Here is a 26,803-nt window from a genome sequence, read left to right as displayed (position 1 = left end):
GATGATCCAGACCGAACAGACCTACCCTGAGATCCGCGATTCGGTGCGCAAGCTGTGCGCCCAGTTCCCGGGCGAATACTGGCGCGCCCTCGATCGCGAGCGCGCCTATCCGACCGAATTCGTGCAGACGCTGACGCGCGAGGGTTTCCTCTCTGTCCTGATCCCTGAGGAATTCGGCGGTTCCGGCCTGGGCCTGGGGGCGGCCACGGCGATCCTGGAGGAGATCCATCGCTCCGGCTGCAATGGCGGCGCCTGCCATGCCCAGATGTACACCATGGGCACGATCCTGCGGCACGGCAGCCCGGAGCAGAAGGCGGCCTACCTGCCCAAGATCGCCAGTGGGGAATTGCGCCTGCAGGCCTTTGGCGTGACGGAGCCCACCAGCGGCACCGACACGACGCGCCTGCGCACGTTCGCGCGGCGCGAGGGGGACAAGTACATCGTCAACGGCCAGAAGATCTGGATCAGCCGGGCCGAGCATTCCGACCTGATGGTCCTGCTGTGCCGCACGACGCCCCGCGAGCAGGCGGCCAAGACCTCAGACGGCATGAGCGTGCTGATCGTCGACATGCGGGAAGCCCTGGGCAAGGGCCTGACCATCCGGCCGATCCGCACCATGCTGAACCACGCCACGACCGAACTGTTCTTCGACAACATGGAAGTGCCGGTCGCCAACCTGGTCGGGCAGGAGGGCAAGGGCTTCAAGTACATCCTGGACGGGATGAACGCGGAGCGCATCCTGATCGCGGCCGAGTGCATCGGCGACGGGCGCTTCTTCATCGACCGGGCGGCGAAGTACGCGACGGAGCGCGAGGTATTCGGCCGGCCCATCGGCCAGAACCAGGCGATCCAGTTCCCCATCGCGCGCGCCTATGTCCAGGTGACGGCCGCAGCCGCCATCGTGGACCAGGCCGCGGCCCTGTTCGAGGCGGGCAAGCCTGCGGGCACGGAAGCCAACATGGCCAAGATGCTGGCGTCGGAAGCGTCGTGGTATGCCGCAGACATGTGCGTACAGACGCATGGCGGCTTCGGCTTTGCCGAGGAATACGACATCGAGCGCAAGTTCCGCGAAACCCGCCTCTACCAGGTGGCGCCGATCTCCACCAACCTGATACTCAGCCACGTCGGCACCCACGTCCTCGGCATGCCCAAGTCATTCTGAGGCCGGTGCGGCGGGGCTGCGCCTGATGCTTCGAGACGGGCCTACGGCCCTCCTCAGCATGACGTTGTTGGTTTTTTGCAGCGCCCACCCTGCGTCATCCTGAGGAGCAGCCCGAAGGGACGCGTCTCGACGGATGGTGGCGCAACCTCCCCGCCCGCATTGAAACCCTAATCCGAATTAGATAGTCTCCGCGCATTCATCGGGGGACGGTCATGGCAGGGTTTCCGGCGGAAGGGGTGGCGTTCGTCACCGGGGGCAGCGGAGGCATCGGTGCTGCGGTTGCGCGCAAGCTGGCGGGGGAGGGGGTCGACGTCGTCGTGACCTTCAACCGCAACGCGGACGCGGCGCAGAAGACCGTTGCCGCGGTGGAGGCGGCCGGGCAAAAGGCCGACGCAATCCAGCTCGACCTGCGGGACGAGGCAGCGGTGGCCGCGGCGATTGCCGGCGTGGCGGCGCGCCATGGCGGGATTCACACGCTGGTGACAGCGCATGGCCCCTTCATCCACATGCGCCATATCAGCCGGATCGAGCCCAGGCTGTTCCGCGAGACGATCGAGGCGGACAGCTTCGGCGCCTATAACGTCTATCACGCCGCCCTCCCGCACCTGAGGAAGGCGCGCGGGGCCATCGTCGCCATGGCGACGCCGGCCATCCGCCGCTATGCCGTGAAGGACGTGCTGTCGGTGGCGCCCAAGGCGGTGATCGAGGCGGTGGTGCGCGGCATCGCGGCGGAGGAGGGGCGCTTTGGCGTGCGTGCCAATTGCGTGGGCGTCGGCCTGCTGACCGACGGCATGTACCAGGCCTTGGTCGACGATGGCGCCTTCGACGAACGTTTCCTGGAACTGTCGAAGCAGAACGCGGCGCTGCGTGACTTCGGCAATTCCGAGGACATTGCCGATGCCGCGGTCTTCCTGGCGTCGTCCCGCGCGCGGATGATTACCGGCCAGACCCTGATGGTCGACGGCGGCTACGCCCTCTAGGCGGGGTCCGCGTCCGGCCGGGGGGCAGCGCGCAGGGGACGTTCCTCCATGCCGGCGAAGAAGGCGAGCGAGAGGGCGAAGCCAAGGGCCGCTGCACCATAGACCCAGGCGAAGATGCCCGCGGGATCGGGCTGGCGGGCCAGCAGGGCGACCAGATCGCCCTCGCCATGGGCGCTGATCCCGGCGGCCCCGGCCATGCCGAGCACGATGGCGCCGAACACCGCGACCAGGACGGCCCCGCCCAGCTGGCGGAAGAAGTTGATGGTGCCGGTGGCGATGCCCATTTCGTGCGGTGCGACAGCGTTCTGGACCGAGACGGTCGCCACCGGCAGCAGCATGCCGAAGCCCAGGCTGGACAACGCGAGCACCACCACCAACACCCAGAACGGCATGGCCTCAGCGCCAAGGGCCAGCGCAAGCATGCACAGGGCCGAGCAGGCCAGGCCCGCGGTCGGCAGGCGCTTGTAATGGTCGAACAGGGCAAGCGCCCGACCGGAGGCGGTGGCCCCCACGACGGTGCCCACCATCAAGGGGATCACCGCCAGGCCGGATTCGCCTGGGCTCAGGCCCTGCACCGCCTGGAAATAGACCGGCACGAAGATCGACAGGCCGACGAAGGTGCCCATGCCGAAGCAGGCGGCGAGTGTTCCCATGCGCACGACCTGGTTGCCCAGCACGGTCAGCGGGATCAGCGGTTCTTCCGCCTTCAGCATGCGCAGCGCAAAGGCCAGGCTGAGTCCCAGGGCGGCCGCGAACATGCCAAGCACCGGCGGTGAGCCCCAGGGATAGTGGACGCCGCCCCAGCTCAAGGCGAGCAGCAGGGCTACCGTGCCGCCGGCCATCAGGGCCACGCCCAGCCAGTCCAGCCGGTGCGGCCGGTCGTGGCGGGGCAGTCGGCGCAGCGCCGACTGGCTCATCAGGAAGGCGCCGATGCCCAGCGGCAGGTTGATCCAGAAGATCAGCGACCAGTGCAGATGCTCGGCAAACAGGCCGCCCAGGACCGGCCCCAGAAGGCTGGCCAGGATGAAGACGCTGGCGAAATAGACCTGGTACTTGGCCCGTTCGCGGGGCGCTATCATGTCGGCCAGGATGGTCTGGGCGAGTGCGATCAGGCCGCCACCCCCCAGACCCTGGAGGCCCCGGGCCAGGATCAGGCTGAGCATGTCGGGCGCCAGCGCACAGGCGACGGAACCCACGACGAAGACCGAAATGCCGATCATCAGCGTGATGCGGCGGCCATGAATGTCGCTGAACTTGCCCATCAGCGGCGTCACGGCGGTGGCGGAGAGCAGGTAGGCGGTCACGACCCAGGGCAGCTGCGTGACATTGCCAAGCTCCGCCCCGATGGTCGGCAGGGCAGCGGCAACGATGGTCCCGTCCAGCGCCGACAGGAACATCGCCAGCATGATCCCGACAACGATCGTGCGGATATCGGCGTGGGTGAGCTGCCCTGCCGCGGTAGGGGGGGCTGTGGTCGCTGACATCGACTAGGCGAACGAGAAAGCCCTCCCCCCTTGCGGGGGAGGGTTGGGTGGGGGGGCGTTTACGCTTGCGCCCGGTCCGCAATCCAGGAGCCTGCCCCGAGGCCCCCCCATCCCGACCTTCCCCCGCGAGGGAGGAAGGGGATCTGCTGCGCTTAGTTCTGCCGGCATGCTCACTCGACGTTCAAACTGCCGGCGAACCCGGCGCTATTCCGCGGCGCGTTGTTCCGTCTGGGGCACCTCGGCGCGGCGGTGCAGGATACGGCCGATCGTGTTGAGCAGGATCTGCGCTGCCAGGATGGCGGTCATGCCGGAATGGTCGTAGTCCGGCGCCACCTCCACCAAGTCCATGCCGATCACCGGACCCTTCTTCGTGATGCCGTCGAGCAGTTCCAGGATCTCGTAATAGAGGAACCCGCCATGGCTGGGCGTGCCGGTGCCGGGTGCGATCGACGGGTCGAAGCCGTCGATGTCGATCGTGAGGTAGTAGCGCTTGCCGTCCGGGATGCGGGCCAGGACGTTCTCCACCCCCAGCTTGCGGAACTGGCGCACTGAAAGGATGTCCGATCCCATGCGCCTGGCATCCTCGTACCCCTCGCGCGCGGTCGAGGAGACGTTGCGGATGCCGATCTGCGATAAGCCCGTCACATAGGGCTTCTCGGCCGCGCGCCGCATCGGGTTGCCATGGCCGCAGCGCACGCCGTGACGCTCGTCCACGAAGTCGAGATGCGCGTCGATCTGGACCAGGTGGAAGTCGCCCTGGTCCGCGAATGCCTCGATGCAGGGGATGTTGATCGAATGATCGCCGCCCAGCACGACCGGGATGGCCCCGGCCTGGAGGATCTTGCGCACGCCATAGGCGATGTTGGCGTGGCTCTTTTCCGTGTTGGTGTGGACGATGTCGGCGTCGCCGATATCAACGATGCGCGCCTTCTCGGCGGGCAGGTAGGTGACGTCGTCCTCGTGGTCATAGGCCCCGGCATGGCCGAACGAGAACAGCGTCGATGCCTCGCGGATCGAGCGCGGTCCGAACCGGGCACCGGCGCGCCATTGCGTGCCGAAGTCGAACGGCGCCCCCAGAACCGCCACATCGGCGTCGATCTTGTCCCAGTCGAGCTGGATCGGATACTTGCCAAAGCTGGATATGCCAACAAAGGGCAGGTTCAGCCGGCCCGCTTCATAGCCATGCGACATTGCTGTACTCCATCTGGAATTCGGTCACAGGTCCGCCTTGGAGCGGCCTCAATCGTGGTGCGATCATCCCCAGGTTGTGCAACTGCCTGAAAGGAACGGCATGAGCGTCCAGAGCGTCGATCGACCCTTCCCCACGCTGGCCATCCGCGTGCGGTCGATCGCCTTCGTCACGGCGTTGTGGACATCCTACGCCGTGGTGCTGCTGGCCGCGCTGCCATTGCTCCTGCTGCCTGGAGACCGGGTACTGCGGGCCATGATCAAGGCCTGGGGCGGCTATGTGCGGGTGATCCTGCGCCTGCTGGCCGGGATCGACGTCCGCTACCAGGGCGTTGAGCACGTGCCGGAGCAGGGGCCCTGCATCATCGCCTCCAAGCACCAGAGCTGGTGCGACGGCATGCTGATGGTGGCGAAGCTGGAACGGCTGAGTGCCGTTGCCATGCAGGAGTTGCAGCACTATCCGCTGGTCGGGCCGGTCATGAAGAAGCTGGGCTTCGTCCTGGTCGATACCTGCGGCGGCGAGAATGCACGCCAGACGCTGGCGACCGGCGGCGCGGCGGCGGTCAGCCGGAACCTGCGGGTGCTGATCTATCCTGAGGGGGAGCTGATGAGTGTCGGCGCGCGCGGGCGCTACCGCACCGGCATCTGGCACCTGTACAGCGCGCTCAACATTCCCGTGGTGCCGGTCGCAACCTCGATCGGCCTGCGCTGGCCGCGCCGGGCCATGCTGAAAACGCCGGGACCGGCAACGGTCGCCTTCCTGGAGCCGATTGCGCCTGGCCTGGAGCGGGCCGAGTTCATGGCCCTGCTGGAGGAGCGGATCGAGGCCGAGACGGCGGCCCTCTGCGCTGCCGACGCCGCCCACGGCATCGTCAATCCGCGCTGAACCGAGAGGGCAGGACATGGCCCCCACCCCAGCCCTCCCCCATCGCAAGCGACTGGGGAGGGAGTCCGGGTGCGCCCCAGAAGCCCTCCCCCGTGCGCAGCATGAGGGAGGGTTGGGTGGGGGCGAGATCCCGCGGTTCATCACGAGCACAGACCGATCCGATCCTCAGACCGTGCGGGCGCGCTGGCTGGCGAAGCTGTCGGCGGTGATGCAGAGAAGCTCGAACATCATGGTCGCACCCACCAGGGCCGTCATGCCGCCCAGGTCGAAGGGGGGTGCCACCTCGACCACGTCGGCGCCGATCACGTTGAGGCCCTGCAGCCCGCGGACCATGGCCTGTGCCTCGACGGTGGTGATGCCGCCGATCTCGGGCGTGCCGGTGCCGGGGGCATAGACCGGGTCCAGGCAATCGACGTCGAAGGTGATGTAGGTCGGCATGTCGCCCACGATGGCGCGCGCCTCCGCGATCACGTCGGCGGGCCCGCGCTGGGTGAACTCCTCCATATGGATCACGCGCAGGCCGTTGGCGGTCGCGAAGTCGAGGTCGGACGGATCGTAGACGGAACCGCGGATGCCAATCTGCACGACCTTGGAGCCAACCAGCAGGTCTTCCTCGATCGCGCGACGGAACGGCGTGCCGTGGGTATAGGGATTGTCGCCGAAATAGCGGTCGTTGGTGTCGGAATGGGCGTCGAAATGGATCATGGCGACCGGCCGGTCCTTGGCCAGGGCACGCAGGATCGGCAGCGTGGTCAGGTGGTCGCCGCCCGCCGCGATGGGGATCGCCCCTGCGGCGCGGATCTCCCCGAAAAAGCCCTCGATCTTGCCCAGCGCGTCCAGCAGGTCGATCGGGTTGACGGGCGCATCGCCCACGTCGCCGACGCGCGCCAGGTCATAGGGGCCGATGCGCGAGACATGGTGCACGCGGCGCATCAGGCTGGACTGGTTGCGGATCTCTCGCGGGCCGTGCCGGGCGCCGGCCCGGTTGGTCGTGCCGCCGTCCCAGGGCACGCCGCAAAGCGCGATGTCCAGCCCCTCTGCCGTCTCGAACGCGGGCAGGCGCATGAACGTGGCGTGGCCCGCAAAGCGGGGCACGACGGCGGCGTCGACTGGCTGGGGGTTGCCCTTGATACTCATCTGGAACCTGTCCTCGGAGGTTGTCCTGTCAGCCCGATCACCCCCGCGAAAGCGGGGGTGCAGGAGCCACAGCGCAGCGCTGGTGGCCCTGGATTCCCGCTTTCGCGGGAATGAGCGGGTAGGGGAGGCGAACGAACGTGCCCAATGCGGGCCTCAGGATACGGGCACTGCCGCGTGGGCCTGGTGGCGGCGTGCCAAGTGGCGCTGGATGTGCCAGACCGGCTCCTCCAGATGGCTGAGCCGGCCGCGCACGACATGGGCGGAGCGCAGGCCGTGCTGCACGGCGGTGTTCACCTCCATGTCCTCAAGATGAAAATCGCTCAGCATCTTCGTCTCGGCGGCCAGCGTCTCGGCAAAGCCTTCGGCCTCGAACGCCTCGGCCGAGATCAGCGTCGTGGTCAGCAGGCGGCAGCGCTCCGCCGAGACTGGTTGCAGCCGGTACCATAGCACTCGGTCGGCCATGGTCAGGAACATGAAGCAGGGCTGGCCCACGAACAGGCCCCATTCAACCTGCGCCGCATCGGGCAGACCCTTCAGGGCCGCGAACCCGGGTGGCAGCTGGCCGGCGCGGGCCTGGGCCGCCACCTCCGGCTTGAACGGCAGATGACAATGGATCAGGTGGGGATGCTCCGGCTCGGTCCAGGTCAGTTGCGCCGGCATCATCGTGTTCAGCGTGCGGTGATGGATGCCCAGGTGGTGATAGGACTCGATCCAGTTCTCGACCATCACCTTCCAGTTGAAGGGACAGTCCCATTCAAGGGCGATGGCGACCTTCAGCTCTGCGCAGTTCCAGGGCGCGATGCGGCGGCCGAACTCGGCATACTGCTCCTCAAGCGGCGGGGCGGTGCCGGACAGGTTGACGAAGACGAAGCCCTGCCAGATGGCGGAGCGGACCTCCGCCAGGCGCCAGTCGGCCTTGTCGAAGCCCTCCGCCCGCTGCATCTCGGCGCAGCCCTTCAGGCTGCCGTCGCTGGCAAAGGACCAGCGGTGATAGGGGCAGACCAGGTGGTTCAGGCGGCCTTCCCGCGCATAGGCGAAGCCATCGGGCAGGATGTCCATCGCCCGGTGGGGGCAGACGCGGGACAGGACGCGGACCTGCCCGTCGTCGCCGCGGATGGCGACCAGTGGTTCGCCCAGCAAGTCGAGGGCGACGTAGCTGCCCTTGTCCGGGATCTGGGAGACATGAGCGACCGACAGCCAGTCGCTGCGCAGGACGGCGTCGGCCTCCTCCTCGAAGAAGGCGTCGTCCAGGTAGGCCTCCCGTGGCAGGGTCGTGGCGCGCGACAGCGGCCGGCCTGCGATCTCCGCGATGTCCTGCCAGACCGCCTGGGGCGGTCGGAAGGCGCGCCGGGCGGCGGTGGGCACCAGGGCTTGCGGCTGCATGGGCGTTGCTCCCTGTTGAGGCGAGGGCGGTTTCGGGAGTGTTGCGTCCCCCTCCCACCTACGTCCCCCGGATAAACCGGGGGACGTAGGTGGGAGGGGAATGGAGCCGACCTAAAGCGCGAACTCCTTGCGGACGGCGGCGGCGATCAGCGTGACGTGATCGTTGAGCAGGAGCTTGCCGAACTCGGGCTTGGCCCCGCGCGCGTCGTTGAGAACGCCGGACGGCGGCACCAGGCCGGGGCGCAGGGGCCAGCGGTCATAGGTCGGGAACTTTGCCGGGCCGTCGCTCGGCACCTTGGACATGTCCACCAGGTCGGGCCGCACGGCAAGCATGAGGGAAGTTTCCATCAGGCTGGCATGTTCCAGGTCCGAACCGGGATAGCCGTCCGGGAACAGGGTGGCGATGGTCTCCTTGGTGATGAAGTCCCAGTAGTCGAGGCGGATCGCCTCGAAATCCTTGATCCCCTCGTGCCGCAGCTCGCGGCGGGCGAGGTCCAGCCCCTCTATGGCCGGCCACGAATTCTCGAAATGGCCGTTGACGATGACGAGCTTGCGTACGCCGTGCAGGCCCAGGTTCAGGATCACGTCCCGCACGGTCAGGGTGAAGGTGTGCGCCTCCACGCTCGTCGTGCCGGGGAAGTGCTCGCCGCCACCGCAGCGGGGCATCGACTTGTAGCCATAGACCAGGGCCGGTGCCACCAAGCCGCCCACCTCCTTCGCGACGGCCGCGGCCACCGCGCTGGGCAGGATCACGTCGGTGGCCAAAGGCAGATGGGGCCCGTGCTGTTCCGTCGTGCCCAGCGGCAGGAAGACGGGGGCGCCGGCGCCCACCTTGGCCTCGAACTCGGGCCAGCTCAGTTCACCGATCTGGACGCTGTCGACCATGCGGATTCCTTCTGCGTAAGGGTTCAGATCATCGCCGCGCCGCCATCGACGCCCAGGCAATGACCGGTGATGAAGCTGGCCCCGGGAGAGGCCAGGAACAGGATGGCGGCGGCCACTTCCGCCGGCTGCCCGATGCGGCCCAGCGGATTGCCCACTTCCAGCTTCTGCACCTCGGGCTTCAGCGCATGGAAGTTGAGCAGTGGCGTGTCGATCGGGCCCGGGGCGACCGCATTGACCAGGATGTGCGGCGCCAGTTCGCGGGCCCAGGACCGGGTGAGGGAGAGGATCGCCCCCTTTGTCGCGCAATAGGCGGACGAGCCGGCCCGTCCCAAATAGGCCAGTTCCGAGGCCAGGTTGATGATGCGCGCCCCCGGCTTCAGGTGGGGGAGGGCTGCCTTGGTCACGGCCACCAGGCCGCGCACATTGACCGCCATCATGCGGTCAAAGACGTCGAGGTCCTGTTCCGCCAGGTCGGAATCGACCTGGATGCCGGCGCAGTTGACGACGACGTCGAGGCCGCCCAGGGCCAGGGCCGCCGCGCTCACGGCGGCGATCACCGCCTTCTCGTCGGTTACATCCGCCAGGACCCAGGTGCCGCAGGCGGCATCCTTGGGCTGGCGCAGGTCAAGGCCGGCGACGGTGGCGCCCGCCGCCTGGAACGCGGCAAGGGTTGCGGCGCCGATACCGCTGGCGGCCCCGGTGACCAGCACCCTTTGCGTTGCGCTCACCACGGCACCTCCCCCCGGTCGACGCCCAGCGCCTGACCCGTCACGTTGATCGCCAGGTCGGAAGCCAGGAACAGGTATGGCCCGGCAATGTCGTCCGGCTCCATCAGGCCGGGCAGCGCCTGGGCGCCAACGATCCCGTCCAGCACGGCCTGTTCGTCCACCCCGTCGCGCGCCGCCATCTCGCGCAGCGAGCGCATGGACGCGACGGTGCGGACCCAGCCAGGGCAGACGGCATTCACGTTGATGCGGCGCGGACCCAGTTCCCGGGCCCAGGTCTTGGTCAGGCCGATCACCCCATGCTTTGACGCGACATACGCCCCGAACAGCGGCTCGGCCACGCGGCCCCAGATCGAGGCGGTGTTGATGATCCGCCCGCCATCGGAGATCAGCGGCAGGGCCGCCCGCGTCACCAGGAACGTCCCCAGCAGGTTGATCTCGATGATGCGGCGGAAGACGGCGGCGTTCTCGTCGCTGGCATCGTCGAGCGGGGTCAGGCGCTCCAGCCCCGCATTGTTGACCAGCACGTCGATGCGCGGGATGCGGGCCAGACCCTCCGCAACCTGGGACTTGTCCGTGATGTCGGCAATATGGCCCCGGGCGCCGATCCCGGCGGCAGCCTCGACCACCTCTGCCCCCTCGGCCATCAGGTGGACCTCTGCCCCGGCAGCGGCGAAGGCGCGCGCGATGCCCAGGCCGATGCCGCGGCTGGCGCCGGTCACCAGGACCACTTTCGTGCGCAGATCGGGAACGCTCATCGCCTGACCAGTCGACCTCTCGGGGCCGCGACCGTACCGATGATCGGGACCGCTGGCCAATCCCGTCAACCGGCTGGGCGCAATGCCGGGCTGAATACGCCAGCAATGATCAAGGCATTGAAAGGGCATGAATATCCGGTGCGCCAGGGTGGCGGATCGGGGTTGCGGACAGGCCCGGTCAAAGGCTTGTTTGAATCTTCGGCAAGTGCTGGATGCCCCTTTGGCCGATGCCGGCGGCACCCGGCCTTGCATGCCAAGGCGGGGCGCCGCACCCTCGTTGTGCGCCGCGGCACGGCCGCCTGCGAGCGCGCATCAGGGGAGTCAGAGGGGCATGAACCAGATCGTCTTTTCGAGCGATTTCGGCGACGGGCCGATTTGGAAGGAGGCCATCGCCCGGCGTCGCAGCGATGTCGAACTGGTCGAGTGGAGCGAGGTCAAGGATCCGGACAGGATTGTCTTCGGCCTGGTTTGGCGGCCACCGCCGAGTGGCCTTGGCATCTATCCCAACCTGAAGGGGCTGCAGTCACTGGGCGCCGGCGTCAACCAGCTGAACCTGGCCGAACTGCCCAAGGGCGTGCCGCTGGCCCGCCTGATCGAGGAAAGCCTGACCGAGACGATGGTCGACTACGCGATCGGCTCGGTCTATCGCCATTTCCGCGAGTTCGACCGGTTCGAGCGTGAGACGCGCGAGGCCAAGTGGGAGTTCCGCTTCGCCCGCTTCCGGCGCGAGTTCACGGTGGGCGTCATGGGCCTGGGCGTCCTGGGCACGGCCATGGCCGATACGCTGGTCAAGCTGGGCCTGCCGGTGATCGGCTGGGCGACCAGTCCCAAGACCATTCCGGGGGTCGAATCCTATGTCGGCGATGCGGAACTCGACACGTTCCTGTCGCGCTCGAAGCTGCTGCTCAACATCCTGCCGCTGACGCCGCAGACGGCCGACATCCTGAACGCGACGACCCTGGGCAAGCTGCCCAAAGGGGCCTATGTCGTGAACATCGGTCGCGGCGGCCACCTGGTCGAGCCCGACCTGGTCGCCCTGGTGAAGTCGGGCCACATTGCGGGCGCCACGCTGGACGTGACCAAGTCGGAGCCGCTCAACAGCGACTCTCCGCTGTTCACTGTGCCAGAGATCACGATCACGCCGCACATCGCGGGCAATATCGATCCAGAGAGCGCCTGCGTCGCCGTGCTGGAGAACTATGACCGCGCCCTGGCCGGCCAGACGCTCCGCAACCAGGTCGACCTCGCGCGGGGGTATTGAGGGGGCAGCTCCAGTTCAGCGATGCCGTCGCACCGGATGCTTCGAGCGCGCCCCTTCGGGCCGCTCCTCAGCATGACACCGTTGTTTTGAATGCGTAATTCCCAACGGTCGTCATCCTGAGGAGGGCCGCAGGCCCGTCTCGAAGGATGCTTTTGTCTACCCAGCCGCCGCGAGATGCGCGCTGCAGGGCCCTCAGGCAGCGTCCTGGAGGATGGTGGTGCGGTACATGATGCGGCGGTGACGCTCGAAGTCGAAGACGGTCGCCGTGTGCATCAGGGCGCGGTTGTCATAGAGCAGCAGGTCGCCCGGCTGCCAGCGATGGCGATAGACATAGCGTGGGCTGGTGACGTGCTGGGTGAGGTCCCAGACCAGCTGGCGCCCGGCCTCGGCACCCAGGCCCTCGACCTCCAGCGTGTCCTCGTGGCACAGCCAGAGCGACTTGCGCCCCGTCTGGGGATTGGTGAAGACCAGCGGGTGGCGCACGGGCGGGTACTTGGCCAGCGCCTCGGCACTCAACGGCTTGCGCGTGGGGTCCATGCGCATCAGGTGCTCGTGAAGCTGCTCCCACGAATGGACCGCGACCAGGCCCTCCAGTCGCGCCCGGGTCGCGGCGTCCAGGTCGTCATAGGCCTGGGTCGAATCGGCGAACAGCGTGTCGCCGCCCGAAGGTGGCACCTCAACCGCGTAGAACAGGGAGCCGAGCGAGGGCTGCGCCGCGTAGGAATAGTCGAAGTGCCATTCCTCCTTGGCGTTCACGAAGAGCGACTTCAGCACCCCGTCGACCCACAGGTTGCCGATCACGATGATCTCGGGGTGCGTGTCGTGGCGCGCCTTGGCGTCAATGTGGTGTTCCGCGATGCCGAAGCGCCGGCTCCAGGCGACCATCCGGTCGGGATCGTTCGGCTGGTTGCGCAGCAGGATCGCGCGATGCTGGAACAGGGCCTGGCGGATCTCGGCCCAGGTCGCCTCGTCGTAATTGCCGTCGCTGCCCAGATTGGTGATCTCCACGCCGAAACTGTCGTGGATGGGGCGCGTCTGGATGTGCTGGAAGGAAGCGGGCTGGACCATGAGACGCTCCATGCGCCGTTGAGCGGGATTGCCCATGATGATGCGGTGTTTCATGAGTGCCGTTCAGGTGCATTCGCGCAAAGCGTCGTTTGACGACTTGGAAACGCGTCGACCATGACAAAGGGGCGCCGGCTGCGGTCTAGTGGTGAGCAGCCGTCTTCCGGAGCCCTTGTCCATGGATCGCACCGAAATCGCCGAGCAGCGGCGCCTCTTGGCCGCCTGCTTCCGCCTGGCCGTCCGCCACGGGCTGCACGAGGGCGTGTGCAACCATTTCAGCGTTCGCCTGGCCAGCGCCGACGACGTCTACCTCATCAATCCCATGGGCCTGCACTGGTCCGAGATCACGGCCAGCAACCTGGTCCTGTGCGATGGCCAGGGCCGCACGCTGGAAGGCGACGGCGAGGTCGAGGCGACAGCCTTCTACATCCATGTCGAGGGCCACCGCGCCAAGCCGGAGGCGCAGTGCATCCTGCACACCCACATGCCCTATGCCACGGCGCTGACCTCGCTCGAGGACCAGCGCCTGCGCATGGTCGGGCAGAACGCGCTCCGCTTCCTGAAGCGCGTCGCCTATGACGAGGTCTATGGCGGCCTGGCGCTGGACAGCAGCGAAGGCCAGCGCATCGGGGCCGCCCTGAAGTCGGGCGATATCGTCTTCATGAAGCACCACGGCGTGATCGTGTGCGGCAAGTCGGTGCAGGAAGCGTGGCAGGATCTCTACTACCTGGAGCGGGCCTGCCAGAACCAGGTCCTCGCCGCGTCCATGGGCCAGCCGCTGCAGGATGTGGACGGCCAGACGGCGCATCACACCTACCAGCAGATGATGAAGTCGCAGACCGAGGAGGCGAACCGCTACTTCGCCGCCATGGAACGTGTCCTGACGCGGGAAGAGCCCGACTACCGCCATTGAGGCAGGGGCGGGGGAGCTTGGGGTGTATTCCCAATCTCACCCGCTCATCCCCGCGAACCGGGATCCCCAAGCACTTTGTGCTTGGGGTGGGATGACGGGGATCCAGAGCAACCGGCGCTGTACTTGCGGCCCCTGGATCTCCGCCTTCGCGGGAATGAGCGGGTTGTTCACGACATCGACACCACCCCCCAGCCTACTGCAGTTGGGCTGGGGCGGGGTGCTGGGCCATGCGGCCGTTCTCGGCGCGCAGGTCGGCGCAGAATGTCTCCACGATCGGGTTGGCCTTGCCAGCCGTCGGCGTGGCCAGTTCGATCACCGAGTTGAAGCGGTAGCGGTCGGGCCGGATCGGGCGCATCACCCCTTCCTCGACCCAATGCTGGGCATAGTGCTCCGGCAGGAAGCCGATGAACGCGCCCGACAGCAGCAGGTGGGCCAGCGCCTCCATGTTCTCGACGCTGGCGCGGTGCACCGCCTCACCGACAGCGGCCAGGTCGCGGTCCAGCTGGTAGGCCCGTGCCGCGTAGTTGGAGCGGGTGATCTGCTCGGCCTCGGCCTCGGGATCGTTGATCCCGAACAGCGGGTTGCCCCGCGCGCAGTAGAGCAGGTTCGTCTCGCTGTAGAGCGGCGTGTAGGTGACGCCCGAAACCTGGTGCGGAAAGATCGCCACCGCCAGGTTGATGCGCCCATCCAGCAGCGCGTGGTTCAGGCCGGCGGGCCGGTCGACCGCCAACCGCACGTGCACGTCGCTGTCGCGCGAGGCGAAGCGCCGGATCGCGGCCCGGATGGGCGAGCGATCGTCGGTCACCGTATTGTCCACGATGCCGATCGCCAGTTCGCCGATCAGGCGGCCGCGCAGGGCGGCGGTTTCGATCCGGAAGTCCTCAAGCGCGTGCAGCAGCTTCTCCGTGCTGGCCAGGACGCGCTCTCCCTTGTCGGTCAGGCGGAAGCCGCCGCGTCCGCGTTCGCACAAGGTGACGCCCAGCCGCTGTTCCAGATTGGACAGGTGGATGCTGAGCGTCGAGACGCTCAGGCCAAGCTCGGCCTGCGCGCCCGAGAAGCCGCCTGTCTGGGCCAGGGTGTGAAACACCCGCAACAGGCGCAGGTCGATATTGTCGACCCTCATCCCAATGCTCCTTTCAGCCGCAGGTTGGTGCCGGGGCGGGGGCTGCCGCCGGCCATGTGCGGGCTGAAACGTCAAAGCAAGGGCCGGGCCAGTTTCGCGGAGTGGCCTCTTCCTGGCTTTGAGCGCGGCCAGCTTGGCTTTGAGCTGCCTCAAAACGGGGCATTGTCATTTCGCTGCTGCAGCATTGAGCAAGCGCCTGCCGGATTTTTGGGCAGTTGGCGCCGCGCGACCCGCAGGTGGGCGGCCTGGTCCGCTTTCCGGTCGGCGCACCGCCCCCCGACAACGGTCCAACCGGCATGGCATGCTTGTTGCACCGTTGGACGCCAGCGATCCGCCGCGGGGGGCGTCGGGTCGGACCAGCCGCAGGCGTGCGGCGCAACACAGGGTGGTCCATGAGACGGCTTCTATCGATTACCGCCAAGCTGACCCTGGCAGTCGGGCTGCTGGTCTCGGTCCTGGCCATGCCGGCCCAGGCCGAGCAGAAGACGACCTTCCGGGTGGGCTGGTCGATCTATGCGGGGTGGATGCCCTGGCCCTATGCGGACATGCACGGGATCATCCCGCGCTGGGCCGAGAAGTACGGCATCAAGATCGAGATGGTGCAGTTCAACGACTATATCGAAGGCGTGAACCAGTTCACGGCCGGCTCGCTCGACGTGATGCTGGTGGCCAGCCAGGACGCGCTGTCGATCCCGGCTGCCGGTGGCGTCGACACGACGGCCTTCCTGCTGGGCGACTATTCGAACGGCAACGACACGATCCTGATGAAGTCGGGCTCGACGCCCGCCGACCTGAAGGGCAAGCGCATCAATCTGGTCCAGTTCTCCGTCTCGCACTACCTGCTGGCTCGTGCGCTTGAAAGCGCTGGCCTGACAGAGCGTGACGTGACGGTCGTGAACACCTCCGACGCCGACGCCATTGCCGCCTGGGGCACGCCGGATGTCGAGGCGATGGTGACCTGGAATCCGATGAGCGCCACGATCCTGGCCGGCGGCAACGCGACGCTTGTCTATGACAGCTCGAAGATCCCGGGCGAGATCATCGACATGGCGATCGGCCACACCCAGACGCTGAAGGACAACCCGGCCCTGGCCAAGGCACTGACTGGCGCCTGGTTCGAGATCCTGGCACAGATGCAGGGCGATAGCCCCGAGGCGATTGCCGCGCGGACTGAGATGGCCAAGATGTCGGGCACGGACCTGGCCGGCTACGACGCGCAGCTGGCGACCACGTTCATGTTCTACACGCCCAAGGAGGCGGCTGCCTTCGCGACCAGCGCGGATGTGGGCAAGTACATGGACCTGCAGCGCCAGTTCCTGTTCCAGCACAATCTGCTGGGCGAAGGGGCGAGTTCCCCCGACGCGGTCGGTATCCAACTGCCCGACGGCAAGATCCTGGGCGATGCAAACAACGTGAAGCTGCGCTTCGACCCCACCTACACGGTGATGGCGGCGGAGGGGAAGCTCTGAGCGTCGTGGCCGGCAGTACCGCGGTCCCCCCATGCGCCTGATCAACCGGCGGCCCACCCCTGCTTCGGCGGCACTGCTGACTATCCTGCCCTTTGCGGCGGTGGTCCTGGCCTATGCCGTCGCCTCGGGCATGCGGTTGGCCGAGAACCCGGCTGACAAGGTCCTGCCGGGGTTCGGCACGATCTGGGATGCGATCGTGCGCTATGCGGTGGTGGAGGATCCGCGCACAGGCGATCTGATCCTGTGGGTTGATACACTGGCCAGTCTGGCCCGCCTGCTGGGCAGCCTCGCGATCTCAACCCTCAGCGCTGTGGTGCTGGGGGTAACGATCGGCCTGCTGCCCCACATGCGGGCCCTGCTGGGGCCGTTCATGGCGGTGCTGGCGACGGTGCCGCCGCTCGCCCTGCTGCCCATCCTCTTCATCATGTTCGGGCTGGGCGAGGTGGCGAAGGTCGTCCTGATCGTGATCGGCGTCGCCCCGTTCCTGATCCGCGACGTCGCCATGCGGGTCCAGGAACTGCCCGTCGAACAACTGATCAAGGCCCAGACGCTGGGCGGCTCCACGTGGCAGATCGTGCTGCGTGTGGTCCTTCCCCAGGTCCTGCCCCGCCTGATCGACGCGGTGCGCCTGTCCCTGGGGGCGGCCTGGCTGTTCCTGATCGCGGCCGAGGCGATTGCTTCGGAGTCTGGTCTTGGCTTCCGCATCTTCCTGGTGCGGCGCTATCTCGCGATGGATGTGATCCTGCCCTATGTCGCGTGGATCACCATCCTGGCCTTTACCATGGACTGGTTGCTGAAGGTCCTCCAGGGTCGGCTGTTCCCGTGGTTCGCGGCGGCCCGCGCCCAATGATGTTCGGCAAGACAGCGAAGGCCGGGGAATCCCCGGCCAGGGAGACGCGCGAATGAGTGCGATCGGCGTCGAGAACGTGTGGAAGGAATATGCGGGCGTCGTCGTCCTGGAGCGCATCCAGATGGAGATCGAGACGGGCGCCTTCGTCGCCCTGGTCGGTCCGTCCGGCTGTGGCAAGACGACGTTCCTGCGCATGCTGCTGGGGATGGAGGTGCCGACCACCGGCCGCATCCTGATCGACGGCACCGCCCTCAGCCCGGAACCGGGCCCGGACCGGGGCGTGGTCTTCCAGCGCTATTCGGTCTTTCCCCACCTGCGGGCGCTCGAGAACGTGATGCTGGGGATCGAGATGCGCACCGCCCCCCTCCTGGGCAAGCTGTTCGGCAGCGCGCGGCGCCGCGCGCGCGAAGAATCGGCGGCGATGCTGGAGCAGGTGGGCCTGGGCCATGCCCTCACCAAGTACCCTGCCGAACTGTCCGGCGGCATGCAGCAGCGCCTGGCCTTGGCGCAGGCGCTGATCCGCCGCCCCAAGGTGCTGCTGCTGGACGAGCCGTTCGGAGCGCTGGACCCTGGCATCCGCGGCGACATGCAGGCGCTGCTGGCCGGCATCTGGGCCGAGCACGGCCTGACCGTCGTGATGGTGACGCACGACCTGAGCGAGGCATTCCGCCTGGCCACGCGCGTCATCGCCTTCGAGCGGCCGCGCGACCGGCCGGAGGAGCGTGAGCGCTATGGCGCCACGATCACCCGCGACCTGGCGGTGTGGCCCGACAAGCGCGGCAATCGGGTGGCCGCGCCGCCCGTTGCCACGCCGGAACCCACGCTCCTGGCCGCAGCCGCTGCGACGGCGCTGCGCGTCGCCGCCCCGCCATTCCTGGCCGGCGCCCACGGCGCGGTCTGAGGGCGCAAGGCGTACCAGCATCCCCGCTCATCCCCGCGAAGGCGGCAATCCGGTCACAGAGGACAGCACTGGTGGCCCTGGATCTCCGCTTTCGCGGGGATGAGCGGTTCTGATGGACTAAGAAGCAGACAGAAGAAAACGGGTCTTTGAGCATGGACGAGTACGATGTCGAGGCGCTGAAGGCGCGCTATGCCCAACTGAAGGCGGCGGGGCAGGGCAAGGGCAGCGGCATTCCGCTGCCCTTGCCGGCCATGCCGCGCGAGTTGCCGCTGGATCCGACCCGGGTCCTGCACAGCGAGACCATTCCCGGCGGCTGGTACTGGACGCGCATGGTGAAGCGGGGCGAGGCGCTGCGCCTGGCCAACACGGCGGGCAATCCGGGCGTCTCGGTGATCTTCTGGAACGCCGACGACCCCAGCGAGCGATTCTCCCACGCCGACAGCATCAAGATCCAGTGGACGACCATCCTGTCCACCGGGCGCCTCCTGTTTTCGGACATGGGCCGCGTCATGGCCTCCGTGATCGGAGATTCGTGCCAGGCGCACGACACGCTGATGGGCGGCTCCACCTACCTGTCCGAGGAGGCACAGGCCGGGCCGGAGCCACGGCGCAATGCGCGGGCCAACTTCGTCCTGGCCGCCGGCAAGCATGGCCTGGGTCGCCGCGACATCCCGCCGGCCATCACCTTCTTTGCCGGCATTGCCACCGATGCGGACGGCACCTTCTCCTGGGTCGACGACAAGGTGGCGCCCGGCGACTTCGTCGACCTGCGGGCGGAGATGAACCTGCTGGTCTGCGTCTCGAACACACCCCATCCGATGGCGCCGCGAAGCGACACGCGGCCGGGCCCGGTGGAGGCCATCGTCTGGCAGGCGCCGCCCGCGATGAAGGACGACATCTGCCGGAGCGCGACGCAGGAGGCGGTGCGCGGTTTCGAGAATACGGACGCCCTGTTCGCCGCGCCCGCGGCGCGGCCGGCGCAGTGAAGGGGACCGGACTCATGAACATGGACCCCTCGACCGCGCGCTACGACTTCACCATCCCCGCGCGGCAGCCCTGGTCGGGCGTCGTGAAAAAGGGCGAGATCCTGCGCATCGTCGACATTGACGGGCAGCAGGCGGTCGACACGCTGTTCTATTCCGCCGCCGATACCAGCGAGCGCTATTCCTGCCAGGACACGCTGGCGGCGCAGCGGGCGGCCTATGTCTCGATCGGCACCGTCATCCGCTCGAACGAGGGGCGGCCGATGCTGACCGTGATCGACGATACCTGCGGGCGGCACGACACCTCGGCCGGGGCCTGTTCGTGCGAGAGCAATACCGTCCGCTTCGGCCACCAGACCCGCTACATGCATGCATGCCGCGAGAACTTCATCGTGGAAGTGTCCAAGCACGGCATGACGAAGCGTGACATCGTCCCCAACATCAACTTCTTCATGAACGTGCCGGTTGAGCCGGATGGCGGCCTGGCGGTGGTCGACGGCATTTCCCAGCCCGGCGCCTATGTCGACCTGAAGGCCGAGATGGACGTGCTTTGCGTCATCTCCAACTGTCCGCAGGTCAACAATCCCTGCAACGGGTTCCTGCCCACCCCCGTGCGCGTCCTGATCTGGCCAGCGGCGACCTGATCCCCGTGTTCAGCAAAGTCCTGATCGCCAACCGGGGCGAGATTGCCGGCCGCATCCAGCGTACGCTGAAGGCGATGGGCATAGGGTCTGTCGCCATCTGTTCCGAGGCAGACCGCTTCGCCGCCCCTGTCCTGGCGGCCGACGAGGTGGTGTGCGTCGGCCCGGCCCCGGCGCGTGACAGCTACCTGAACGTGGAGGCAATCCTGGCCGCCTGCCAGGCGACGGGCGCCCAGGCTGTGCATCCGGGCTATGGCTTCCTGTCGGAGAATGCCGCCTTTGCCGAGCGTCTGGCTGAAATCGGTGTGGCCTTCATCGGGCCCAGGCCGGAGCACCTGCGCGAGTTCGGGCTGAAGCACCGCGCGCGCGAGATCGCGAAGGCCAGCGGCGTGCCCCTCCTGCCGGGCAGCGACCTGCTCGCCAGCGCAGACGAGGCGGTCGCTGCGGCGGAGGGGATCGGCTACCCCGTCATGCTGAAGAGCACGGCGGGCGGCGGCGGCATTGGCATGCAGTTGTGCGGCAGCGCCGCCGACCTGCGGGCCAAGTACGAGACGGTGCAGCGCACCTCGACTGCCAGTTTCGGCGATGCCCGGGTCTACCTGGAGCGCTTCGTCGCCCGCGCCCGTCATGTCGAGGTGCAGATCTTTGGCGACGGCCAAGGTGGCGTCGTGGCGCTGGGCGACCGCGACTGTTCCCTCCAGCGGCGCAACCAGAAGGTGATCGAGGAGGCCCCCGCTCCGGCCTTGCCCGATGGCGTGCGCGCCCGCCTTCACGCCGCGGCCATCGCGCTGGGCCAGGCCGTCTCATACGAGTCCGCGGGCACCGTCGAGTTCATCTACGACGCGGCCCGCGAGGAATTCTATTTCCTGGAGGTGAATACCAGGCTCCAGGTCGAGCATCCGGTGACGGAAGCCGTGTTCGGCGTCGACCTTGTGGAATGGATGATCCGCCAGGCCGCCGGCGACTTCGTCCTGCCCGACCAGGAGAGCCTGAACCCCAGGGGCTGGGCAATCGAGGCCCGCGTCTATGCCGAGGCGCCGGAGCTCGACTTCCGGCCGCAGACCGGCCGCCTGACCGACGTGGAGTTTCCCGAAGATGTTCGGGTCGATACCTGGATCGCATCGGGGACGGAGATCACGCCGTTCTACGACCCCCTCATCGCCAAGGTGATCGTTGCGGCCGACACGCGTGACGAGGCCATTTCCGGCCTCAGCCTGGCTTTGCTGCGCACGATCCTGATGGGCGTCCCCACCAACCTGGACTATCTGCGGGCCATTGCCAGCGCCGACGGCTTCAGGTCCGCCGACGTTTCGACGGCGTTCCTGAAGGACATGCCGTTCGTGCCGCGCACGGTGCAGGTCCTGGCCAGCGGCGCCCAGACCAGCATCCAGGAATGGCCCGGGCGCACCGGCTACTGGGCGGTGGGCGTACCGCCCAGCGGGCCGATGGACGACCGCTCGTTCCGCCTGGCGAACCGGCTGGTCGGGAATGATGAGGGAACGACGGCGCTGGAATGCACGGTCGCCGGGCCGACCCTGAAGTTCGATCGCGCGGCGCTGATTGCCCTGACCGGCGCCGTGATGCCCGCGACGTTGGAAGGTGCTGCGGTTCCGCATGGTCGGGCCCTTGCCGTCGCAGCCGGGCAGGTCCTGGTGCTGGGCACTGTCCAAGGGGCGGGCCAGCGCACCTACCTTGCCGTGCGCGGCGGGTTCGAGGCGGCGCAGTATCTGGGCTCGCGCGCGACGTTCGGCCTGGGCAAGTTCGGCGGCCATGGCTCGGGCGCCGTGCGCACCGGCGACCTGCTGCGCCTTGGCGACGAGGTGAACGCGGCAGGTCCGCCCGAAACGGGCCTGGCCCTGCCCGACCTGCCCCGCCACTGGGAATTGGCCGTGCGCTATGGCCCGCATGGCGCGCCCGACTTCTTCACCGAACAGGACATCACGACCCTGTTCGAGACGGACTACGAGGTCCATTTCAACAGCGACCGCACGGGCGTCCGCCTGATCGGCCCGCCGCCGCAATGGGCGCGGACGGATGGCGGGGAAGCGGGCCTGCATCCGTCCAACATCCACGACAATGCCTATGCGGTCGGCGCCGTCGACTTCACCGGAGACATGCCGATCATTCTGGGGCCCGACGGACCCAGCCTTGGCGGTTTCGTTTGTCCGGTCGTGGTCGCCCTGCCCGACCTGTGGAAGGTGGGGCAGCTGAAGCCGGGCGACAGCCTGCGCTTCGTACCGGCGGACCCGGTGCCCCAAGAACCGGGATTGGAAGCCCCCACGATCCTGAAGGCAATCGGCTCCCCCATCCTGGGCCGTCGCGACGATGGCCCCGTGCCGGTCGTCTATCGCCGCTGTGGCGAGGACAATGTGCTGGTCGAATACGGGCCGATGGTCCTCGACCTCGCTTTGCGCCTGCGCATCCACCTACTGGCGGAGGCGGTGCGGGCGGCGCACCTGCCCGGCCTAATCGACCTGACGCCGGGTATCCGCTCGCTGCAGATCCATTTCGATCCCGACCGGCTGGACGGTGCGCACCTGGTCGGCCTGCTGAAGGAGATCGAGGCTGGCCTGCCGCGGGCGGAGGAAGTGTCGGTGCCCAGCCGCATCGTCCACCTGCCTTTGTCGTGGAACGATCCGCAGATCCGGCTCGCCATGCGCAAGTACCAGGAACTGGTGCGCCCCGACGCCCCCTGGTGCCCGGACAACATCGAATTCATCCGCCGCATCAATGGCCTGGACAGCCAGGACGACGTGAAGCGGATCGTCTTCGACGCCAGCTACCTGGTCCTGGGCCTGGGCGACGTCTATCTGGGCGCGCCGGTCGCAACACCGGTCGATCCCCGCCACCGCCTGGTGACGACCAAGTACAACCCGGCCCGCACCTGGACGCCAGAGAACGCTGTCGGCATCGGCGGGGCCTATCTCTGCATCTATGGCATGGAAGGGCCGGGCGGCTACCAGCTCTTCGGCCGGACACTGCAGTGCTGGAATTCCTGGCGCTCCACCGACGTGTTCCACCCCGGCACACCCTGGCTGTTGCGCTTCTTCGACCAGGTCCGCTTCCACCCCGTGAGTGCGGAGGAACTGCTGGAGGCGCGGGAGGCCTTCCCCCACGGCCGCTATCCGATCCGGATCGAGGAGACCACCTTCTCCTATGCCGAGCAGGCCGCGATGCTGGCGCGTGAGGCATCCCCGATCACTGCCTTCAAGACCCGCCAGCAGGCCGCGTTCGAGGCAGAGCGCGAGGATTGGAAGCGCCGCGGCCTGGATGCCTTCGTCTCCGACGCCGGCAGCGCCGGCGGTGGGGATGAGGATGCGGTGCCCGCCGGCCAGACCGGCGTCGAATCGCACGTCACCGGCAATGTTTGGAAGGTGGAGGTCGCGGAAGGTCAGCAGGTTGAGGTCGGCCAGCCGGTTGTCATCGTCGAATCGATGAAGATGGAAATGGCGATCCTTGCGCCCGCGGCCGGCACAGTTGCCGCCATCCGGTGCCAGCCCGGCCGCACCGTTCGCGCTGGCCAGGTGGTGGTCACGCTGCGCTAAGTCTGGCGCCCTCCGCGCGTCGCTAGCCCCGCCCGGCACCGCCCTGGCGGGATGGGCGGTCCTGTACGTCCGAAAGCTGCGGCAAGTCGGATCGCGGTGCTGGACGCTCTCGACAAGCCCAGGGCGTCGGCGGTACGTTGCATCCTGTATGCAGCCTACAGCGCCGACAGACATTCCGCTCGACCCCCTGCTCGACGATCTCGCCCAGTTGGTCGCGATCGACAGCGGATCCTACGACGCTGCCGGGGTCGATGCCGCCGGCGACTGGATCGCTGCGCGCGCCGCGCCCCTGGGCCTCGCGGCAAGGCGCTGGACCCTGCCCGGATTCGGCGCGCGACTCTGCCTGATGCGGCCGGGGCGTGGGCGCGGGACGCTCGTCATCCTGGGCCATCTCGACACGGTCTGGCCTGTGGGCACGGTGGCCGCCTGGCCTTTTGCCGTGCAGGACGGCTGGGCGAGCGGACCCGGGGTCGGCGACATGAAGGGTGGGCTGGTCATGGCGCTGCACGCGCTGGCACGCTCCGACCTCGACGCCTTTGCCGAAGTGCGCCTGATCCTGGTCCCGGACGAGGAGATCGGCTCGATTGGCAGCCGCGCCTGGATCGAGGCGCAGGTGGCGGACGCCGACTGGGTCCTGGTCATGGAGCCGGCGCGCGCCAATGGCAGCGTGATCCGCGCGCGCGGGGCCGTCGGTGCCCTGGTCATCCGGGCGACCGGCCTTTCCGCCCATGCCGCCATCGACCCCGCGGCCGGCGCCAGCGCGGTCAAGGCGCTGGCCCGCCTGGTGGAGCCGCTGGAGGCCTTGTCCCGGCCGCAGGACGGCGTCTTCGTCACCGTGGGCATCCTGCGGGGCGGCGACGCCCGCCAGGTCGTGCCGGCAGAGGCCGAGATGCATGTCGACCTGCGCGCGCCGGCGCAAGCGCAGGCGGACGCGCTTCTGGCCGCGGTCGACGCGCTGCTGGTCCCCGTCGACCCGCGGGTGGGTATCGTGCGCGGCGGCGGCCTGACCCGCCCCGCCTTTCCCTCCAGTGCCAGTGCCGGGCTCTACGACCTGGCTGCCGCCATTGCCGCGGAACTGGGCCTGCCCTATGCGGGCGTCGCCACGTCCGGCGGTTCGGACGGCAGCTTTGCCGCTGCCCTGGGCCGCCCCACGCTGGACGGCCTGGGTCCCGTCTGTGTCGAGCCATGCAGCCGGCGCGAGCGCGTGCCCGTCGCCAGCCTGGCGCAGCGCACGGCCGTCCTGGCCAGCCTGATCCAACGTCTTCCGAACACGCTGAGCGGAGCTGCCCGATGGGCCTGATGACCGGTGCCGACTATCGGGCAAGCCTGGCCGACGGCCGCAAGGTCTGGCTGGACGGCGCACGCGTCGCCAATGTCGCCAGCCATCCCGCCTTCAGCCCGATGGTCGATGCGGTCGCCGCAATCTATGACCTGCACCACGACCCCGTGCATGCAGAGGCGATGACCTTCGCCCTGCCCGACGGGGCGCGCGGCTCGCGCTTCTACAAGATCCCGGAAAGCCGCCGCGACCTGGAACTGCGTCGGCAGATGACCTCCACGATCCTGGAGCGGATCGGCCCGACCATGGACCGCTTCGGGGACGAGACCGTCTCCCCCCTGTTCGTGGTCCAGGATCGCAAGGCCTGGTTCGACCGCTTCGACCCGCGCTATGCCGCCGCCGCTGCCCACTGGCTCGACCGGCTCCAGCGCGAGAACCTGTTCCTGACCTCAGGCAATACCGATCCCAAGGGCGACCGCTCCAAGCAGCCGTTCGAGCAGAAGGACCCGGACCTGTGGTTGCGGGTGGTGCGCGAGACGGACGCTGGCATCGTCATCCGCGGCGCGAAGTTCGAGACGGGCGCGCCCTATGCCCATGTCGCCTTCGTGAAGCCGACGGTCGGCGCCTGGATCGAGGCCAATCGCGACTATGCGGTCGCCTGCATCGTCGAACTGAATGCACCCGGTGTCCGCCACCTGTGCCGCGCGCCCCTGACCGCCGGGGGGGCCGCCCAGGCCGACCCGTTCGAGTATCCGCTCACCGCCCGCTATGACGAGATCGACACCCTGATCGTGTTCGATGACGTGCTGGTGCCGTGGGAGAACGTGATCTTCAGCCGCACGCCGGAACTCGCGGCGATGATCCGCAGCGAGTTCGCGCGTTGGGCAGCCCATGGCTTCCTGACACGCTGCCTGGCCAAGGCGGAACTGCTGGTGGGGGCGGCCCTGCTCTGCGCCGAGCAGGCGGGTACGCTCGGCATTCCGGCCGTGCGGACCAAGGTCACGGAGCTGATGAGCTTCCACAAGACGATCCAGGCCTTCCTGCATGCCAGCGAAGCGGCGTGCGAGACGACCGAGTCAGGCTTCGTGATGCCCAACCAGGCGATCCAGAACGCCGGCCGCATCTACTGCACGCAGACCTATGGCCAGGCGGTGACGACGCTGCGCGACATTGCCGGGGGTCAGGCGGTGATGCTGCCCAGCCGGGCCATGCTCGACAATCCGGAGATCGGCGCGGACATTGCCAAGTATTTCGCAGCCGGCGCCTTTGGCGCGGAGGAGCGGCTGCGCACCCTGCACCTGGTGCGGGACCTGACGGCGTCGGCCTATGCCGGCCGGGCCCAGGCCTACCAGATGTTTGCCGAGACGCCGGTATTCGCGCAGCAGGCCGCACTTTATGCCACATATGACCGCGACCGCGCCCGGGCGCTGGCCCAGAGCCTGTGCCAGCCAGCCGACGAGCGCGCGGCCGACGGGGTGTGGGAGGCAGCGGAATGAGTACCAACTGGCGGATCGAGGCGCCGAAGAGCACCACGGTTCAGGCCTATGAACGCTTGCGGCGGGCCATCATCGACGGCGAGTTCCAGCCGGGCGAACGCCTGACCGAACTGGGCATCGCGGCGCTGTTCGGGGTCAGCCGCACGCCGGTGCGCGAATCGCTGGCGCGCCTGGCGGTGGACGGCCTGGTGCGCGCCATGCCCGGCGGCGGCATGGAAGTCGTCGACCCTTACCAGGAACTGGTCGACATCTATCACATCCGCGAAGCCATCGAGGGCTGTGCTGCCCGCCTGGCCAGCGTGCGCGCCAGCGATGCGGAGCGGGCCGAGATCCGTCGCCTGGCCCAGGCAACGCTGGATGCCGAGGATGCGGATGTCGAGACGCGGGCCCGCCTGAACCGCGAGTTCCATTCGGCCATCGCCGCCGCCAGCCATGCGCCGCGGCTGGAGCGCCTGGTCGCCGACTATCGCGAGTTCTTTGCCAGCCCGCGCATGCTGCGCGCCTATCGCGCGGCCGAGACGCAGCAGCTGAAGCACGATCACACGCTGATCGCCGATGCCCTGACCGGGAATGATCCCGACGCGGCCGAAGCCGCGATGCGCGCCCACCTGCGGACCGCCTATCACGGCGTCCTCACCGTCACGTCCGGCGCCCGCGGCGAACCACCGGACCAGGCCTGACACCCACCC

The 26,803-nt window shown here is 68.1% G+C and carries 23 protein-coding genes; 14 read left to right on the top strand and 9 right to left on the bottom strand.

Annotated features, from left to right (window positions below; translation table 11 throughout):
* Position 1: 1 nt before the first annotated feature.
* Together ACI6GS_RS19305 and ACI6GS_RS19300 are read left to right on the top strand one after the other, a co-directional pair.
* Positions 2 to 1,162 (top strand): acyl-CoA dehydrogenase family protein, encoded by a 1,161-nt coding sequence (locus tag ACI6GS_RS19305; protein ID WP_439815095.1) that lies wholly within the window; start codon positions 2 to 4, stop codon positions 1,160 to 1,162.
* 212 nt (positions 1,163 to 1,374) lie between these two features.
* A complete protein-coding gene (locus tag ACI6GS_RS19300) occupies positions 1,375 to 2,142 on the top strand; it encodes an SDR family NAD(P)-dependent oxidoreductase (protein ID WP_439815094.1) in 768 nt (255 codons plus the stop codon).
* Here the strand turns inward: ACI6GS_RS19300 and ACI6GS_RS19295 are convergent.
* Positions 2,139 to 3,626: an MDR family MFS transporter gene (locus tag ACI6GS_RS19295; RefSeq protein WP_439815093.1), complete on the bottom strand. Its 1,488-nt coding sequence runs from the start codon at positions 3,624 to 3,626 to the stop codon at positions 2,139 to 2,141. The genes ACI6GS_RS19300 and ACI6GS_RS19295 overlap by 4 nt on opposite strands.
* Positions 3,627 to 3,830: 204 nt before the next feature.
* Positions 3,831 to 4,817, bottom strand: a complete 987-nt coding sequence (gene speB, locus ACI6GS_RS19290; protein WP_439815092.1) for an agmatinase — start codon at positions 4,815 to 4,817, stop codon at positions 3,831 to 3,833.
* A gap of 100 nt (positions 4,818 to 4,917) precedes the next feature.
* On the opposite strand from speB (ACI6GS_RS19290), the gene ACI6GS_RS19285 reads away from it, so the two are divergent.
* Entirely contained in the window at positions 4,918 to 5,700 is a 783-nt protein-coding gene (locus ACI6GS_RS19285) for a lysophospholipid acyltransferase family protein (RefSeq protein WP_439815091.1), read from the top strand.
* 165 nt (positions 5,701 to 5,865) lie between these two features.
* Here ACI6GS_RS19285 and speB (ACI6GS_RS19280) read toward each other — a convergent pair whose 3' ends face one another.
* From speB (ACI6GS_RS19280) to ACI6GS_RS19260, 5 genes are all read right to left on the bottom strand, one after another.
* Positions 5,866 to 6,837, bottom strand: a complete 972-nt coding sequence (gene speB / locus ACI6GS_RS19280; RefSeq protein ID WP_439815090.1) for an agmatinase — start codon at positions 6,835 to 6,837, stop codon at positions 5,866 to 5,868.
* A 153-nt stretch (positions 6,838 to 6,990) separates the two neighbouring features.
* Positions 6,991 to 8,220 carry an aromatic ring-hydroxylating oxygenase subunit alpha gene (locus tag ACI6GS_RS19275; RefSeq protein ID WP_439815089.1) on the bottom strand — a complete coding sequence of 410 codons (1,230 nt, stop codon included), beginning with the start codon at positions 8,218 to 8,220 and terminating at the stop codon, positions 6,991 to 6,993.
* A gap of 111 nt (positions 8,221 to 8,331) precedes the next feature.
* Positions 8,332 to 9,105 (bottom strand): creatininase, encoded by a 774-nt coding sequence (locus ACI6GS_RS19270; RefSeq protein WP_439815088.1) that lies wholly within the window; start codon positions 9,103 to 9,105, stop codon positions 8,332 to 8,334.
* 23 nt (positions 9,106 to 9,128) lie between these two features.
* Positions 9,129 to 9,833 (bottom strand): SDR family NAD(P)-dependent oxidoreductase, encoded by a 705-nt coding sequence (locus ACI6GS_RS19265; protein ID WP_439815087.1) that lies wholly within the window; start codon positions 9,831 to 9,833, stop codon positions 9,129 to 9,131.
* The gene (locus ACI6GS_RS19260) at positions 9,830 to 10,588 is read right to left on the bottom strand and encodes an SDR family NAD(P)-dependent oxidoreductase (RefSeq protein WP_439815086.1); all 759 of its coding nucleotides are present in this window, start codon (positions 10,586 to 10,588) and stop codon (positions 9,830 to 9,832) included. The genes ACI6GS_RS19265 and ACI6GS_RS19260 overlap by 4 nt, the downstream gene beginning before the upstream one ends.
* Before the next feature lie 331 nt (positions 10,589 to 10,919).
* Here ACI6GS_RS19260 and ACI6GS_RS19255 point away from each other — a divergent pair, with 331 nt between their 5' ends.
* Complete coding sequence (locus ACI6GS_RS19255) at positions 10,920 to 11,849, top strand: 2-hydroxyacid dehydrogenase (RefSeq protein WP_439815085.1); 930 nt, start codon at positions 10,920 to 10,922, stop codon at positions 11,847 to 11,849.
* A gap of 192 nt (positions 11,850 to 12,041) precedes the next feature.
* Here the strand turns inward: ACI6GS_RS19255 and ACI6GS_RS19250 are convergent, their stop codons facing one another.
* Complete coding sequence (locus tag ACI6GS_RS19250; protein ID WP_439815084.1) at positions 12,042 to 12,917, bottom strand: TauD/TfdA dioxygenase family protein; 876 nt, start codon at positions 12,915 to 12,917, stop codon at positions 12,042 to 12,044.
* A 175-nt stretch (positions 12,918 to 13,092) separates the two neighbouring features.
* Between ACI6GS_RS19250 and ACI6GS_RS19245 the strand changes: the two genes are divergently transcribed.
* On the top strand, positions 13,093 to 13,827 hold the full coding sequence (locus tag ACI6GS_RS19245) for an aldolase (protein WP_439815083.1): 735 nt from the start codon (positions 13,093 to 13,095) through the stop codon (positions 13,825 to 13,827).
* 193 nt (positions 13,828 to 14,020) lie between these two features.
* On the opposite strand, the gene ACI6GS_RS19240 is transcribed toward ACI6GS_RS19245, so the two are convergent.
* Positions 14,021 to 14,950, bottom strand: a complete 930-nt coding sequence (locus ACI6GS_RS19240) for a LysR family transcriptional regulator (RefSeq protein WP_439815082.1) — start codon at positions 14,948 to 14,950, stop codon at positions 14,021 to 14,023.
* Positions 14,951 to 15,342: 392 nt separating this feature from the next.
* Between ACI6GS_RS19240 and ACI6GS_RS19235 the strand changes: the two genes are divergently transcribed.
* The 9 genes from ACI6GS_RS19235 to ACI6GS_RS19195 all read left to right on the top strand — a co-directional run bounded on the left by ACI6GS_RS19235 (position 15,343) and on the right by ACI6GS_RS19195 (position 26,794).
* Complete coding sequence (locus ACI6GS_RS19235) at positions 15,343 to 16,419, top strand: putative urea ABC transporter substrate-binding protein (protein ID WP_439815081.1); 1,077 nt, start codon at positions 15,343 to 15,345, stop codon at positions 16,417 to 16,419.
* A 31-nt stretch (positions 16,420 to 16,450) separates the two neighbouring features.
* A complete protein-coding gene (locus ACI6GS_RS19230) occupies positions 16,451 to 17,269 on the top strand; it encodes an ABC transporter permease (protein ID WP_439815080.1) in 819 nt (272 codons plus the stop codon).
* A gap of 52 nt (positions 17,270 to 17,321) precedes the next feature.
* Positions 17,322 to 18,170, top strand: coding sequence for an ABC transporter ATP-binding protein (locus ACI6GS_RS19225; protein WP_439815079.1), 849 nt, complete (start codon positions 17,322 to 17,324; stop codon positions 18,168 to 18,170).
* A 152-nt stretch (positions 18,171 to 18,322) separates the two neighbouring features.
* Positions 18,323 to 19,156 (top strand): urea amidolyase associated protein UAAP1, encoded by an 834-nt coding sequence (locus ACI6GS_RS19220; RefSeq protein WP_439815078.1) that lies wholly within the window; start codon positions 18,323 to 18,325, stop codon positions 19,154 to 19,156.
* A 14-nt stretch (positions 19,157 to 19,170) separates the two neighbouring features.
* Entirely contained in the window at positions 19,171 to 19,797 is a 627-nt protein-coding gene (locus ACI6GS_RS19215; RefSeq protein WP_439815077.1) for an urea amidolyase associated protein UAAP2, read from the top strand.
* A gap of 5 nt (positions 19,798 to 19,802) precedes the next feature.
* Positions 19,803 to 23,339: an urea carboxylase gene (uca, locus tag ACI6GS_RS19210; protein WP_439815076.1), complete on the top strand. Its 3,537-nt coding sequence runs from the start codon at positions 19,803 to 19,805 to the stop codon at positions 23,337 to 23,339.
* A gap of 148 nt (positions 23,340 to 23,487) precedes the next feature.
* Complete coding sequence (locus ACI6GS_RS19205; RefSeq protein WP_439815075.1) at positions 23,488 to 24,639, top strand: M20/M25/M40 family metallo-hydrolase; 1,152 nt, start codon at positions 23,488 to 23,490, stop codon at positions 24,637 to 24,639.
* Complete coding sequence (locus ACI6GS_RS19200) at positions 24,630 to 26,114, top strand: 4-hydroxyphenylacetate 3-hydroxylase family protein (RefSeq protein WP_439815074.1); 1,485 nt, start codon at positions 24,630 to 24,632, stop codon at positions 26,112 to 26,114. The genes ACI6GS_RS19205 and ACI6GS_RS19200 overlap by 10 nt, the downstream gene beginning before the upstream one ends.
* Positions 26,111 to 26,794: a GntR family transcriptional regulator gene (locus ACI6GS_RS19195; protein WP_439815073.1), complete on the top strand. Its 684-nt coding sequence runs from the start codon at positions 26,111 to 26,113 to the stop codon at positions 26,792 to 26,794. The genes ACI6GS_RS19200 and ACI6GS_RS19195 overlap by 4 nt, the downstream gene beginning before the upstream one ends.
* The last annotated feature ends 9 nt before the right edge of the window (positions 26,795 to 26,803 follow it).

Source organism: Zavarzinia sp. CC-PAN008 (genome assembly GCF_051903925.1).
GTDB lineage: Bacteria > Pseudomonadota > Alphaproteobacteria > Zavarziniales > Zavarziniaceae.
The sequence above is the reverse complement of the archived record's forward strand: the minus strand, read 5'-3'. Positions and strand labels throughout refer to the sequence as shown.